The sequence below is a fragment of the Phycicoccus sonneratiae genome, assembly GCF_016887965.1.
In the GTDB taxonomy this organism is placed as follows: domain Bacteria; phylum Actinomycetota; class Actinomycetes; order Actinomycetales; family Dermatophilaceae; genus Phycicoccus; species Phycicoccus sonneratiae.
In genome coordinates, this window is record NZ_JAFDVD010000022.1 from 49,982 (window position 1) to 63,354 (window position 13,373).

General features: G+C 75.7%; 12 protein-coding genes. 5 read left to right on the forward strand and 7 right to left on the reverse strand.

Annotated elements, in window-relative coordinates; translation table 11 throughout:
• Nucleotides 1-7 precede the first annotated feature (7 nt).
• The 3 genes from JQN70_RS17645 to JQN70_RS17655 are packed head-to-tail and all read left to right on the forward strand — an operon-like array spanning nt 8 to nt 3,945.
• The gene (locus JQN70_RS17645) at nt 8-784 is read left to right on the forward strand and encodes an ABC transporter ATP-binding protein (RefSeq protein WP_204132691.1); all 777 of its coding nucleotides are present in this window, start codon (nt 8-10) and stop codon (nt 782-784) included.
• 4 nt (nt 785-788) lie between these two features.
• Nucleotides 789-3,347: an ABC transporter permease gene (locus JQN70_RS17650; RefSeq protein WP_204132692.1), complete on the forward strand. Its 2,559-nt coding sequence runs from the start codon at nt 789-791 to the stop codon at nt 3,345-3,347.
• 25 nt (nt 3,348-3,372) lie between these two features.
• Nucleotides 3,373-3,945, forward strand: coding sequence for a GNAT family N-acetyltransferase (locus JQN70_RS17655; protein WP_307836058.1), 573 nt, complete (start codon nt 3,373-3,375; stop codon nt 3,943-3,945).
• A 24-nt stretch (nt 3,946-3,969) separates the two neighbouring features.
• On the opposite strand, the gene JQN70_RS17660 is transcribed toward JQN70_RS17655, so the two are convergent.
• Nucleotides 3,970-4,305 carry a WXG100 family type VII secretion target gene (locus tag JQN70_RS17660; protein ID WP_307836059.1) on the reverse strand — a complete coding sequence of 112 codons (336 nt, stop codon included), beginning with the start codon at nt 4,303-4,305 and terminating at the stop codon, nt 3,970-3,972.
• Nucleotides 4,306-4,407: 102 nt separating this feature from the next.
• Between JQN70_RS17660 and cysM the strand changes: the two genes are divergently transcribed.
• The gene (cysM, locus tag JQN70_RS17665; RefSeq protein ID WP_307836060.1) at nt 4,408-5,322 is read left to right on the forward strand and encodes a cysteine synthase CysM; all 915 of its coding nucleotides are present in this window, start codon (nt 4,408-4,410) and stop codon (nt 5,320-5,322) included.
• 30 nt (nt 5,323-5,352) lie between these two features.
• Here cysM and JQN70_RS17670 read toward each other — a convergent pair whose 3' ends face one another.
• Nucleotides 5,353-6,030: an MBL fold metallo-hydrolase gene (locus tag JQN70_RS17670; RefSeq protein ID WP_239111790.1), complete on the reverse strand. Its 678-nt coding sequence runs from the start codon at nt 6,028-6,030 to the stop codon at nt 5,353-5,355.
• A gap of 210 nt (nt 6,031-6,240) precedes the next feature.
• Here JQN70_RS17670 and JQN70_RS17675 point away from each other — a divergent pair, with 210 nt between their 5' ends.
• Complete coding sequence (locus JQN70_RS17675) at nt 6,241-7,017, forward strand: DUF4031 domain-containing protein (protein ID WP_204132693.1); 777 nt, start codon at nt 6,241-6,243, stop codon at nt 7,015-7,017.
• Here JQN70_RS17675 and JQN70_RS17680 read toward each other — a convergent pair.
• From JQN70_RS17680 to JQN70_RS17700, 5 genes are all read right to left on the reverse strand, one after another.
• Nucleotides 6,998-7,654, reverse strand: a complete 657-nt coding sequence (locus JQN70_RS17680; RefSeq protein ID WP_204132694.1) for an HD domain-containing protein — start codon at nt 7,652-7,654, stop codon at nt 6,998-7,000. The two genes, JQN70_RS17675 and JQN70_RS17680, sit on opposite strands and share 20 nt — an antisense overlap.
• Nucleotides 7,655-7,700: 46 nt before the next feature.
• On the reverse strand, nt 7,701-9,641 hold the full coding sequence (locus JQN70_RS17685) for a DUF2339 domain-containing protein (protein ID WP_204132695.1): 1,941 nt from the start codon (nt 9,639-9,641) through the stop codon (nt 7,701-7,703).
• 85 nt (nt 9,642-9,726) lie between these two features.
• The gene (locus JQN70_RS17690) at nt 9,727-11,145 is read right to left on the reverse strand and encodes a S1C family serine protease (protein ID WP_239111791.1); all 1,419 of its coding nucleotides are present in this window, start codon (nt 11,143-11,145) and stop codon (nt 9,727-9,729) included.
• Between the two features lie 64 nt (nt 11,146-11,209).
• Nucleotides 11,210-12,658 carry a sensor histidine kinase gene (locus JQN70_RS17695; protein WP_204132696.1) on the reverse strand — a complete coding sequence of 483 codons (1,449 nt, stop codon included), beginning with the start codon at nt 12,656-12,658 and terminating at the stop codon, nt 11,210-11,212.
• Nucleotides 12,658-13,371 carry a response regulator transcription factor gene (locus JQN70_RS17700; RefSeq protein ID WP_204132697.1) on the reverse strand — a complete coding sequence of 238 codons (714 nt, stop codon included), beginning with the start codon at nt 13,369-13,371 and terminating at the stop codon, nt 12,658-12,660. Before JQN70_RS17700 ends, JQN70_RS17695 begins: the two co-directional genes overlap by 1 nt.
• Nucleotides 13,372-13,373 lie beyond the last annotated feature (2 nt).

The following is a 13,373-nucleotide window of genomic DNA, read 5'->3' on the forward strand; positions in this document are numbered from 1 at the left end:
TGAGCCCATGACGGTCGCCGACCCCACCCCCGCGCCGGTCGTCCCGGGCGCCCGCGCCGCCGCGCGCGTCGAGGGCCTCACCAAGGTCTACGGCTCCGGCGACACCCGGGTCGTCGCCCTCGACGACGTCTCGCTCGACCTGCACGCGGGCGAGTTCACGGCGATCATGGGCCGCTCCGGCTCGGGCAAGTCGACCCTGATGCACTGCGCCGCCGGCCTCGACGCGGTGACCTCCGGCCACGTCTGGCTCGGAGACGTCGACCTGACGACCCTCAAGGAGCGGCGCCTCACCGAGCTGCGCCGCGACCGCATCGGCTTCGTGTTCCAGGCCTTCAACCTCGTGCCGACCCTCACGGCCGAGGAGAACATCGTCCTGCCGCTCGCGATCGCCGGCCGCCGGCCCGACCCCGCGTGGTTCGACGAGGTCGTCGACACCGTCGGCCTGCGCGACCGGCTCGGGCACCGCCCCGGCGAGCTGTCCGGCGGGCAGCAGCAGCGCGTCGCGTGCGCCCGGGCCCTCGTCGGCCGCCCCGACGTCGTCTTCGCCGACGAGCCCACCGGCAACCTCGACTCCACCTCGGGCGCCGAGGTGCTCGGCTTCCTCCGCCGCTCGGTCGACACCCACGGGCAGACCGTCGTGATGGTCACCCACGACCCGGGGGCCGCGAGCTGGACCGACCGGGTCGTCTTCCTCGCCGACGGCCACGTCGTCGGCGAGCTGCGCGAGCCGACCCCCGAGACCGTCCTCGAGTGGATGGCGCGCCTGGCCGAGGCGGAGGGCTGAGGCCGTGCTGCGCGCGACGCTGCGCGGCATCCTCGCGCACAAGGTGCGGCTGCTGCTCAGCGGCGTCGCGGTCGTCCTCGGGGTCGCCTTCGTCGCCGGCTCCTACGTCTTCACCGACACCCTCGACCGGGCCTTCACCGGCCTGACGAGCGGCGCGGTCGGCGACGTCATCGTCCGGCCGGGCAGCGCCGAGGACAGCGGCGGGGGTGGGCCGCTCGGGGCCCAGGCCGTGCGGACCGTCCCCGACGACCTCGTCGGCACGCTGGCCGGCGTCCCCGGCGCGGCCCGCGCCGACGGCCGCGTCACCGCCTTCGGCACCTTCGTCGTCGACAAGGCCGGCAAGCTCGTCGGGGGCGGCGGCCCGCCGGGGATCGCGGTCTCCTACAGCGCCGGCCCCGCCGCCAACGGCATCCCGTCGGCGACCATCGAGCGCGGCCGGTTCCCGGCGCGCTCCGGCGAGGTGGTCCTCGACGTCAACAGCGCGAAGCGCTCCGGGTACCTCCTCGGCGACACCGTCCCGCTGCTCACCGCCGGCGCCCAGCCGCGGGTCGAGGCGACGCTCGTCGGGACGGCCGAGTTCGGGGGCAGCTCGCTCGTCGGCGCGAGCGTCGTGATGTTCGACCCGCGCCAGGCGCAGCAGCTCTTCCTCGAGGGCGGCACCGGATGGTCCACGGTGTGGGTCACCGCTGCGCCCGGCACGAGCCAGGACCAGCTGCTGCGCTCGGTGCAGGCGGCGCTGCCCGAGGGCTACCGCGCCGACACCGGCGACGCGACCTCGGCCCGCGCGGCGACCCGCATCGACGAGGCGCTGTCGTTCGTCACGACCTTCCTCCTCGTCTTCGCCGGGGTGGCCCTCACCGTCGGTGCCTTCCTCATCGTCAACACCTTCTCGATCCTCGTCGCGCAGCGCAGCCGCGAGCTCGCGCTGCTGCGGGCCATCGGGGCCAGCCGCCGGCAGGTCGCCCGGTCGGTGCTCGTCGAGGCCGGGCTGGTCGGGCTCGTCGGATCGGCCCTCGGGGTCGGGCTCGGGCTCGTGCTGGCCGTCGGCATCCGGGCGGCGTTCGGCCGGGTCGGCCTCGACCTCGGGTCGACGCCGCTCGTGCTCCAGGGGCGGACGGTGGCGGTGGCCGTCGCCGTCGGGGTCCTCGTCACCGTCGTCTCGGCGTACCTGCCGGCCCGCCGCGCCGGCCGGGTGCCGCCGGTCGCGGCGATGCGCGACGACGTCGTCCTCGCCGAAAGTGGGATGCGCTGGCGGGTGCTCGTCGGGTCGGTCCTGCTCGTCGCCGGGGTCGCGGCGATGGCCGCGGGCCTCGCCGGCTGGGGGAGCGAGCCCACGTACGTGCTCGGCGTCGGGGCCTTCGGGGTCCTCGTCGGCACGGCGCTGCTCAGCCCGGTGCTCGGCCGGCCGGTGCTCGGGCTCCTCGGGGCGACCTACCGGCGGACCTTCGGCGCGGTGGGCCGGATGGCCGAGCAGAACTCCCGCCGCAACCCGCGGCGCACCGGGGCGACCGCCTCGGCCCTGATGATCGGCGTCTCGCTCGTCACCCTGATGTCGGTGCTCGGGGCGTCGGCGAAGGCCAGCCTCGACAAGTCGCTCGCCGAGGACATCGTCGCCGACTACGTCGTGTCGAGCGTCGTCGGCCAGGGCTTCTCGGCGGCGATCACCGACGCCGTCGCCGCCGTGCCCGGGGTCGCCGAGGTCGTGCGGACCCGGGCGGCGCGGGTCGAGCTGGCCGGCGACCGCGAGTTCGCCACCGGCATCGACCCGGCGGGCGTCGTGCGGGTGGCCCGACCGGACGTCACGGCCGGTTCGCTCGAGGCGCTCGGTGACGGCGACGTCGCCCTCTCGACGACGCACGCCCGCGAGCTCGGGCTGCGGGTCGGCGACGCGGTGACGACGACGTTCGCCGGCACCGAGGTGGCCGGCCGGGTCGTGGCCACCTACGAGCCGGACGCCGTGCTGCAGGGCGACGTGACGATGTCGCTCGGCGCCTTCGAGGCCCTCGGGGTGCCGCCCACCGATCGGTCGGCGTTCGTCGTCGCCGCCCCCGGCGCGGACCGGCCGGCGCTCAAGCGCGCGCTCGACGCGGCCGTGGCCGACCTGCCGACCGTGGGGGTCGCCGACCAGGCCGAGTTCGCGGCCGAGCAGCGCGAGCCGATCGACCAGCTGCTCTTCATCGTCTACGCCCTCCTCGGGCTCGCGGTGGTCATCGCCGTGCTCGGCATCGTCAACACCCTCGCCCTCTCGGTCGTCGAGCGCGTGCGCGAGATCGGGCTGCTGCGCGCCGTCGGCCTCAGCCGGCGCCAGCTGCGGACGATGCTGCGCCTGGAGTCCGTGGCCATCGCGGTGCTCGGGGCGGTGCTCGGCGTCGTGCTCGGCCTGGCCTTCGCCGTGGCCCTCCAGCGCTCGCTCGCCGACGACGGGATCGACGTGCTGTCGATCCCGTGGCTCCAGCTCGCGGGCTTCGTCGGGGTCGCGGCGCTCGTCGGCGTCCTCGCCGCCCTCTGGCCCGGACGCCGCGCGGCCCGGCTCGACGTCCTGCGGGCGATCGCCACCGAGTGACGTGCGGCGGGTACGGTCGGGCGTCGTGAGCACGCCCGACCCCGCGCCCGACCGGGCCTGCGACCCGGACCCCGGGCAGGGCCACGACCCGGACGCCGGGACCGACCTGCCGTACGCCCTGCCGCTCGACGGGCGGGGCGTCGTCGTGGACCGCGCCCGCGCCGAGGACGTCCCGGCCGTCGTCGCCCTGCTGCGCGACGACGTGCTCGGCGCCGGGCGCGAGGGACCGGCGGAGGAGCTCGAGCCCTACCTCTCGGCCTTCGCGGCCCTCGACGCCGACCCCCAGCAGCTGCTCGTCGTCGCGCGTGACGAGGCGGGCGCGGTGGTGGCGACCCTCCAGCTGACCTTCATCCGCGGGCTGTCGCGCGGGGGCGCGACCCGGATGCAGGTGGAGGCCGTGCGCGTGGCGGCACCCCTGCGCGGCTCCGGGCTCGGGGCCGCCCTGCTCGGCTGGGCCGCCGAGCACGGCCGCCGGCGCGGAGCGGTGCTCGCGCAGCTGACGACGGACCTGCGCCGCGCCGACGCCCACCGCTTCTACGAGCGGCTCGGCTGGCGGTACACCCACGCCGGGCTGAAGCTCGACCTCACCGAGCCCTGACCCGACCGGCGCGACGGGCGGGGTTCACGAGAACATGCGCACCGCCTGGGCCTCGGTCTCGGCGTACTGGACCCCGGCGGCCCCGAGGACCCGGCCGATGGAGTCGAGGGACTCGCGCACCTGCTGCTGGGTGGCGCGCCACTGCTCGACGACGCCCTGGAACTGGGCCGACGCGGACCCGGTCCACGCGTCCTGGAGCCCGGTGAGGCGGGCCGACATCACGCCGACCTGGCCCTCGATCTCGGCGGAGATACGGGCGACGTCGCCGGACGCCGCGGCGATGCGGTCGGTGTCGACCTGGAACTGAGCGGCCATGGGTGCCTTCCCCTCGTCGTGGCCGGCCCCGGCGGCCGACCTCACCCGAGCACGCTAGGCCTGATGCCGTGGTCGCCCGCGGGGTTTTCCACAGCCCCCCTGGAGCGGCCACCGGGGCGCCCCGACGGCGACCGTAGACTCCGGCGGGTGAGCATCCCTCCGGCGTACCCCACGATGGAGGACGTCATCGGTGACACCCCGCTGGTGCGTCTGCAGCGGCTCCCCGGGCCGGAGAACGAACGGCGGGGCAACGTGCTGCTCGCCAAGCTCGAGGGCAACAACCCGGCCGGTTCGGTCAAGGACCGGCCGGCCATCGGCATGATCCGCGGCGCCGAGGCGCGCGGCGAGATCGCCCCCGGCGACACCCTGCTCGAGGCCACGTCCGGCAACACCGGCATCGGCCTCGCGATGGCGGCGGCGATCAGTGGCTACCCGCTCGTCATCGTCATGCCCGAGGACGCCTCCGTCGAGCGGGCGCAGACGATGCGGGCCTTCGGCGCCGAGCTGGTACTCACCCCCGCGGCCGGTGGGATGGAGGAGGCCCGCGACGTCGTGACCCGGATGGAGCAGGAGGGCCGCGGCCGGGTCCTCGACCAGTTCGGCAACCCCGACAACCCGCGCGCCCACGAGGAGGGGACCGGCCCGGAGCTGTGGCGCCAGACCGACGGACGCATCACGCACTTCGTGTCCGCGATGGGCACCACCGGCACGATCACCGGCGTCTCGCGGTTCCTCAAGGCACGCAACCCCGCCGTCGAGATCGTCGGGGCGCAGCCCGCGGAGGGCTCGAAGATCCCCGGCATCCGCGCCTGGCCGCCGGAGTACGTGCCGAGCATCTTCGACCCGTCGGCGGTCGACCGCACCGTGGAGGTCAGCCAGGCCGACGCCGAGGAGATGGCCCGCCGGCTGGCCCGCGAGGAGGGCATCTTCGGGGGTCCGTCCGCGGCCGGCGCCTGCTGGACCGCCCTGCGGGTGGCCGAGGAGGTCGAGGGCGCGACGATCGTCTTCGTCGTCTGCGACCGCGGCGACCGGTACCTCTCCAGCGGCGTGTTCCCCGCCTGAGGGCCGCCGCCGACGCGGGAGCCCGACGGGTCAGCCGCGTCGGGCCCGCCACGGCTCGTGCTCGTGGGCGAGCCACACCAGGTCGGGGTCGAGGGCGTGCACCGTGCGCAGGCCCTCCGTGGCGGCCTCCTCGAGCTCGCCGAACCACACCGCGACGTCGCCCCCGATGACGGTCCGCTGCTCGCCGTCGTCGACCACGACCACCTGGGAGCCGCGGGTGTGACCGGGGGTCGGGACGAGGCGGAGCCCGGGGAGCAGCTCGAGCTCGCCGTCGACCGGGACGTACGTCAGACCGGGCGCCTGCACCCACTCGCGGACCGTGTAGCCGTCCTCGGTCAGGGCGTCCTCGACCTCGGTGCGCTGCACGTGGATCGGCGTGCCGGGGAACAGGATGTTGCCGCCGCAGTGGTCGAAGTGGAGATGGGTGTTGACGACGGCGTCGATCGTCGTGAGGTCGAGGTCGTGGCCGCTGAGGGGGTACGGCCGGGGGTCGAGGTCGGCGGCCAGCGGGTGCGACTGCGTCAGGCCCGTGTCGACGAGGACGCGCCCCTCCGGGTGCTCGACGAGGTGGGCGTGGACGGGCATCCGCTCGCCCTCGACGAGGAGGTCCGCCACGAGGAGCGGGGTGATCGTGACCGTCCGGTCGGTGCGCGCGGGCCCCGGCGCGGCATCGTCGGCGGGTCGGGCGTCGGGCATGTCAGCGGGCATGGGTGTCGCAGCCTCTCGTCGGTGGACGTCGCAGGAGAGACCGTCCGCGCTCGCCGAACTCATCGGTCCGATCCACGGTGTCCCTCGACGTGGTGATGCAGGGGGCGGCGCACGTGCCGCCCTGCGCATCACCGCAGGGTTCGGGTGTGCTGTCGCCGGGAGGCAGCGCGCGGGGCCGGCCGAGGGGCGGGTGGACCGTACGATCGCGGCGTGGCCATCCTCATCGACCCGCCGCGCGCCGAGGCGCACGGGCGACGGTGGTCCCACCTCGTCAGCGACACCGACCTCGACGAGCTGCACGCGTTCGCGCGCGGCTGCGGCATCCCCGCCCGCGGGTTCGAGGGCGACCACTACGACGTGCCCGAGGAGCGCTACGGCGCCGTCGTGGCCGCCGGCGCCGAGCCCGTCCCTGCGCGCGACCTGCTCCGCCGACTGGTCGCGAGCGGCCTGCGGATGCAGAAGCGCCGTGGCGACAAGGGCGTGGCCCGGGTGCGGGGCGTGCACCTGCCCGACGGCCTGGTCGTCGACGTCGACCTCATCGCGTCCGCGCGGGACGCCGACCCGGAGCGGGTCTTCGCCGCCCTCGTGCTCGTCCACGACGCCGCCGGCGACCTGGCGGTCGTCCGGTCGGTGTGGCGCGACGAGTGGGGTGCCCCGGGGGGCGGCCGGGAGCCGGGGGAGTCGGTGCGCGAGAACGCGGTCCGCGAGGTCGAGGAGGAGACGGGGCTCGTCCTCGACGGGCCCGCGCTGCAGCCGGTGGGCTACGAGCGGTTCCGGCCGGTCGAGGGCCGGGGTCCGTGGAGCGACGGCCACGACCTGCTCCAGCTGTTCGAGGTGCACCTCGCCACCACCCGGCCCGCGCTGACCTCCGCCCACGACGACACCTCCGACCGCCGCTGGGTCACCCGCGACGAGCTGGAGCGGTTGTGCGGCACCACCTTCTGGTGGCCGCTCGTCGAGAGGGTGCTCAGCCCGCCAGCCTGGTGAGCTCGCGCGCGAGGTTCTCCCGCGCGGCGGGCTCCCACACCCGACGGGCGTGCGCCGTGCGGTAGACGTGCGGGCGGACGAGGAACGGGCGCAGCACGTCCGTGCGGGCCCGGGCGTACATGGCGGCCGGGACGTGCTCGTACTCGGCCCGCACCTGCCGGCAGTACTCGTCGAACCGCTCGACGGGCGCCGCGAGGACCCACAGGTCGGCGTCGTGCAGCACCGGTCGGGCCGGGTCGACGACCTCGTCGCCGATCTCGTGCGCCTCGGTGTCGAGGACGAGGGTGACGACGCGGTCGACGACCCCCTCGGCCGGCCCGAGCGGCCCGAGCGCGCGGGCCGCGAGCGCGGCGCTGCGCCGCTCGTTGTCGTCCGCCACCCCGACCGCGTAGACCGCGTCGTGGAACCAGGCCGCGAGCAGTGCCGTCGCGCGGTCGAGCGGGCGCAGCCGGCCGGCCCGGGCCAGGGTGTCGACGGCGGCGAGGACCTCGGCGAGGTGGCGGAGGTCGTGGTAGTGCCGGTGCGGCTCGCCCCACCGGCCGACGAGGTCGGCGCCGACGGCCGCGAGGGCCTCGCGTCCGGCCCCGGGCAGGGCCGGGCCACCGTCGGTGAGCCAGCGACCCTGCAGCGCGTGCACCCGGCCCACTGTGGCAGAGGACGGTCCCGGCGTCACCTGCCGCCTCTCAGGTTCCGGGGCGGCTGCGCTCCCAGGCCCGCGCGTACCGGCTGCCCGTCGCGAGGAGCAGGAGCCCCGTGGCGATGAAGGCCACCGAGCGGAGCACGCCGTCGAGGGCGGCGAGGTCGAAGAGGAAGAGCTTGGCGACGGCGACCGCGCTGAGGAGCAGCCCGCTGCGCAGCGCGAGGTCGGAGTCGCCCGGACGGTCGAGGGAGTGCAGCAGCAGGGCCGCTGCGGCGGCCATCCACGTCACCGTGGCGACTGCGTGACCGGCGGTGAAGCCGAGCTCCGGGGCGGCGAACCGCTCGCCCGCGAGCGTGCCGGCGCTGACGAGAGCCGTTGCGGTGGAAGCCAGCCCGACCACCCAGGCGATGACCTGCGCCACCAGGCGCACCTCGGTCGGGACGCCCCGGACGCTGGCCGTGGCCCACCACGCGAGCGCGACGACACCACCGGCGAGGACGCTGTCGACGAAGGCCACGGGCAGGTCGTGCCGCGACGCGAGGTCGACGGAGACGACGGCGAAGGGGTGCTGGACCCAGGCGAGGAGGGCGAGGGCGGCGACGCCGGAGCCGATGCCCAGCGAGATCCGCGACCGGGTGACGCCGGCGACCGCGAGGTGGGCGAGGGCGAGGAGCAGCAGGCCGGTGCCGACGAAGCCGTCGGGCGCGCCGGAGACCACCGCGAGCACGGCGGAGACGGCCCCGCCGACCCCTGCGGTGACGACGAGGTGCGGGGCCACCGGCCCGACCGGGCTGCGGCCGAGCACCGTCGCCCCGAGCAGCAGGACACCGGCGACCGCGACGTGCGCGACGGTGGCGAGCGTGCCGCCCTGCGCGGTGTCGACCGCGAGGGCGCCGACGAGGACGAGGGCCAGCGCGGCGCTCGAGGCGACGTCACCGCCGTCGCGGCGCACCGAGACGGCGGAGGTGGCGAGGGTGGCGAGCAGCACGACGAGGGCGACGACGAGCAGCGCGACCCGTCCGTCGCGCCCGGTGGCGAGACCGGCACCGGCGAGCAGCGAGACGGAGACGGGCAGCGAGCGGCTGACGGTGAGCAGCGGCACGCTCCGGTCGCCCCCGGCCCACCAGCCCGCGACGGCCAGCACGCCGAGCACCGCCGAGAGGAGCCAGCCCGCCTCACCGGCGACGACCGGCGAGAGGGCCCCGGCCCCGGCGACCATGAGGACGGCGAGCAGCTCGCTGCGCCAGCGCCGGGCGACGGCCAGGCCGGCGACGGCGACGGCCGTGCACAGCACGAGCCCGAGCACCGGCGGGATCCACCCGTAGTACGCGGTGACGGCGACGACGTCGAGGTAGGCGGCGGCGGCGCCGGTCGCGACGAGGGCCACCGGCGCGCTCCCCACGGGAGAACCCAGGCCCCGCTCGTGCGCCCCTCCACGCACGCCGAGGCCGCCGAGCACCGCCGCGAGGAACGCACCGGCCGTGACCCTCGCGCCCGGCCCGAACCAGCCGTGCCGGACCGCGAGGACGAGGAGCATCGCGACCCCCGAGAGGGTTACGACGGCACCGGAGACGGCGAGGACGCGGGTCACCGCGCCCTCGCGCCGGTACCAGGGCGGCGTCGGTTCGGCGGGCAGCAGCCCACCGATCCCACCGCCGGTGGGAACCGGGCCGGTCCCTCCCCGGACCGACCCGGCCCACGCGGTGGCCGGGGTGGCACCTCCCTGCGGAACCGCCCCGACCACGACCGGCACCCCCGCCGCCGGCTGCCCGGCCGGCTGCGGGGGTGCCGCGGGCCCCGCGGACGGGACCCGTGCGGTGGAGGGCCGCACGGCCGCCGCGGGCGTGGTGCCCGCCATCGGGGTGACGGCGCCACGCTCGAGCTCGGCCCGCATCCGGGCCAGCCCGTTGCCGACGGAGTACATCCGCTGCATCGCGTCGGCGAACTCGCGCTCGAGGCGCGCCACGTCATCCCGCTGGGTCATGGCGAGAACCCTGCCGGGCGCACGGACGGGGCGCCTGAGTACGGGGACTCATCCCGTCCTCAGGCGCCCCGTGGGGCCGCGGCGGTCAGCCGCCGCTGGTGTCGCGCGCGACGAGGGTCGCGTCGACCTCGATGCTCTTGCCGCCGCGCAGGACCGTCAGCTTCACGGGGCTGCCCACGGTCTGCTCGCGGACGTAGCCGACGAGCGACTCCGCGGAGTCGACCGGGTCGCCGTTCACCGCGACGATGACGTCGCCCTTCTGGAGACCGGCCTTCGCCGCGGGCGTCCCGGCACCCACCGACGTCACCTCGGCACCGGCGCGGGTCGCCGAGCCGTCGGAGGCGGTGCCGTTCTGCGGGGTCACGCCGAGGTAGGCGTGCTGGGCCGTCCCGGTGTCGATGAGCTGCTTGGCGATCGACTGCACCTCCGCGACGGGGATGGCGAAGCCGATGCCGATCGACCCCGACTGCCCGCCGGAGGACGCCCCGAGCGAGGCGATCGAGGAGTTGATGCCGACGAGCCGGCCCGAGGAGTCGACGAGCGCGCCGCCGCTGTTGCCGGGGTTGATCGCCGCCGAGGTCTGGATGGCGTTGGTGACGACCGGTTCGGCGGAGGACTGCTGCTGCTGGAACCCGCCGTTGAACGGGTCCTGCTGCTGCTGCGAGTCGTCCTCGGCCTGGGTGGTCACCGGGCGGTTGAGGGCGCTGACGATGCCCGTCGTCACGGTGCCGGCGAGCCCGAGCGGGTTGCCGACGGCCATGACCGGGTCACCGACCTTCAGTGCCTCGGAGTCGCCCATCGCGACCGGCGTGAGCTCGGAGGGGGCCTTGTCGATGGTGATGACCGCGAGGTCGGTCGAGGGGTCGGTGCCCCGGACCTGTGCGGAGTAGGTGCGGCCGTCGGCGAGGGTCACCTGGAGCTTCTGCGCGCCGCTGACGACGTGGTTGTTCGTCACGACGTGACCGGAGCCGTCGATGATGACGCCGGAGCCCTGCGCCGTGCCCTGGGCGAGCTGCGCGGTGATCGCGACGACGCTCGGGGAGACCGCGGCGGCCGTGGCCGTCCAGTTCGGCGCCGAGGCGTCGGCCTGGGTCACCGGCCCGGTGTCGGTGCCGCGACCCAGCTGCGTGGAGGACGACGCAGAGGAAGGGGACTGCGTGTCGTCCCACAGCCGGGTCGCGGCCACCGTGCCGCCCGTGGACAGGAGGGCGGCGAGGACCGCGACGGCGGTGAGCTCCGCCGTGCGGCGACGTCCGGTGCCCCGGGAGGGGGTGCCCGGGGCACCGGACGGCCCCGACGGTCCGTACGGCCCCGACGGAGGGGGAGGGGCCATCGGACCGGACGGGGCGTTCTGGGGGAACGGTGCCTGCGGCACCGGGGCGGTCGGCGCGGCCTCGCCCGTCGGACGGGGGGTGGTCGTCGTTCCGCCGTGGGGCGTGTACCACTGGGGGGTCGGCCACTGCTGGCCGGACCGGTCCGGGGTGGGGGGCTGCTGGTCGCTCATCGCCGGTGGTCTCCTTCTGCTCGACTGCACCCCACCCAACGCCCCCGAGGTGGGCGCGGGCTGGTCAGCGGCTGGGAGTCCGCTGTGCGAACCGGACGACGAAGGTCGCGCCCCCGCCGGGGGTCTCGGCGACGCCGACGCGACCCCGGTGGCCGGCCACGATGGCCGCGACGATGGCCAGGCCCAGCCCCGTGCCGCCGCCCTGGCCGCGACCGCGCGAGGGGTCGACGCGGAAGAAGCGCTCGAAGACCTTCGTCGCGATGTCGGGCGGTACGCCGGGTCCGTGGTCGCGCACCTGCAGCACCGACTCGTCGCCCTCGTGGCCGACGACGACCTCGACGGGCGTGCCGGTCGGGGTGTGCCGCAACGCGTTCGCCACGAGGTTGGTGACGACCTGACGCAGCCGGGCCTCCGAGCCGCGGACGACCGTGGGCTCGACGCCGCCGGTCAGGCCGACGAGGGAGATGCGCCGCTCGGGCGCCCGGGCGCGTGCGTCGGCCACCGCGTCGGCGGCGAGGACGGTGAGGTCGACGTCGGTGTGCTCGACCTCGGGCTCCTCGTCGAGGCGGGCGAGGGTGAGCAGGTCCTCGACGAGCTCGCCCATCCGTCCGGACTCGGCCTCGATGCGGGCCATCGCCGATCCGACGGCCTCGGGGTCGCGGACCGCGCCCTGGCGGTACAGCTCGGCGTACCCGCGGACGGTGGCCAGCGGGGTGCGCAGCTCGTGGGAGGCGTCGGCGACGAACTGGCGCATCCGGTCCTCGCTGGCCTCGCGCACCGCGAACGAGGACTCGACCTGGCTGAGCATCACGTTGAGGCTGCGCGAGAGCGAGGTGACCTCGTCGTCGGCCTGGCGCACCGGGACGCGCTGGGTGAGGTCGCCCTCGGCGATGGCGGCCGCGGTGTCCTCGATGCGGCGCAGCGGCCGGAACGCCCGGCGCACCGCGAAGTGGCCGAGGACGAGGGAGAGGACGAGGGCCACCGTGCCGAGCAGTGCGGTGGACACGAGCAGCCGGGTCACGGTGTGCGACACCGGCTCCAGCGGCACCCCGACGGCGACGACGGCGTCGGTGCCGCTGACCCGCGCCGCGATGAAGCGCCAGCGCAGCCGGCTCTCCTGCGACCCGACGGTGAACGGCTCCTGGTCGGTGACGCGCGGGTCGTCGGCGTCGAGGAGCGGGACGGCCGGTGAGACGGACGAGCCCGTCGGGAGCTTCGGGACCGCCTGCTGGTCGCCGCTCTGGAGGACGACGGCGTAGCTCGTGGGCAGCACGTCGGCGTCGCCGCGCCGCAGGTCCGACAGGGCCTGGGTGGCGACCGGCTGGAGCACGCTGCGCAGCTCGGAGTCGACGCGGTCGTCGAGGTCGCTCTTGAGGAGGTAGGCCGTGATGAGGCTCGTCGAGAGCAGGGCCGCGCCGACGAGGACGCCGACGATGAGCAGCAGGCGGGTGCGCAGCGGCACCGCCTCGAGCCGGGTGACGACCCGGGCGACCGGCCGGGACGGCGGTGCCATCAGGCCTGCGGGGGCAGCCGCAGGACGTACCCGACGCCGCGCTTGGTGTGGATGAGCGAGGGCGTGCCCTCGACGTCGATCTTGCGGCGCAGGTAGGAGATGTAGGACTCGACGATGCCGGACTCGCCGCGGAAGTCGTAGTCCCACACGTGGTCGAGGATCTGCGCCTTGGACAGCACCCGGTTGGGGTTGAGCATGAGGTAGCGCAGGAGCTTGAACTCGGTGGGGCTGGTCTCGATGACGCGGGTGCCGCGCCGGACCTCGTGGCTGTCCTCGTCGAGCTCGAGGTCCTCGAACCGCAGCACGGGGCGGTCCTCCTCGAGGTCCCCGCGGGTGCGCCGGAGGACGGCGCGGATGCGGGCGACGACCTCCTCGAGGCTGAACGGCTTCGTCACGTAGTCGTCGCCCCCGACGGTGAGGCCCTTGATCTTGTCGTCGACCGAGTCGCGGGCGGTGACGAAGACGATCGGCAGCTGCCGGCCCTGGTCGCGCAGCCGGCGGGTGACGGTGAAGCCGTCCATGTCGGGGAGCATGACGTCGAGGACGCAGAGGTCGGGCTGGTGGTCGTCCGCGACGCGCAGGGCCTCCGAGCCGCTCGCCGCCGTCGCGACGTCGAACCCGGCGTAGCGCAGCGAGGTCGCGAGGAGCTCGCGGATGTTCGGCTCGTCCTCGACGACGAGGAGCCGGGCCTCGGGGGGCTGGGTGGCGGTCACGA

Coding starts and splice junctions, on each gene's coding strand:
- JQN70_RS17695 (WP_204132696.1), bottom strand. CDS start 12,658: ATGGCACCGCCGTCCCGGCCGGTCGCCCGGGTCGTCACCCGGCTCGAG.
- JQN70_RS17670 (WP_239111790.1), bottom strand. CDS start 6,030: ATGCCCGCTGACATGCCCGACGCCCGACCCGCCGACGATGCCGCGCCG.
- JQN70_RS17690 (WP_239111791.1), bottom strand. CDS start 11,145: ATGAGCGACCAGCAGCCCCCCACCCCGGACCGGTCCGGCCAGCAGTGG.
- JQN70_RS17685 (WP_204132695.1), bottom strand. CDS start 9,641: ATGACCCAGCGGGATGACGTGGCGCGCCTCGAGCGCGAGTTCGCCGAC.
- JQN70_RS17645 (WP_204132691.1), top strand. CDS start 8: ATGACGGTCGCCGACCCCACCCCCGCGCCGGTCGTCCCGGGCGCCCGC.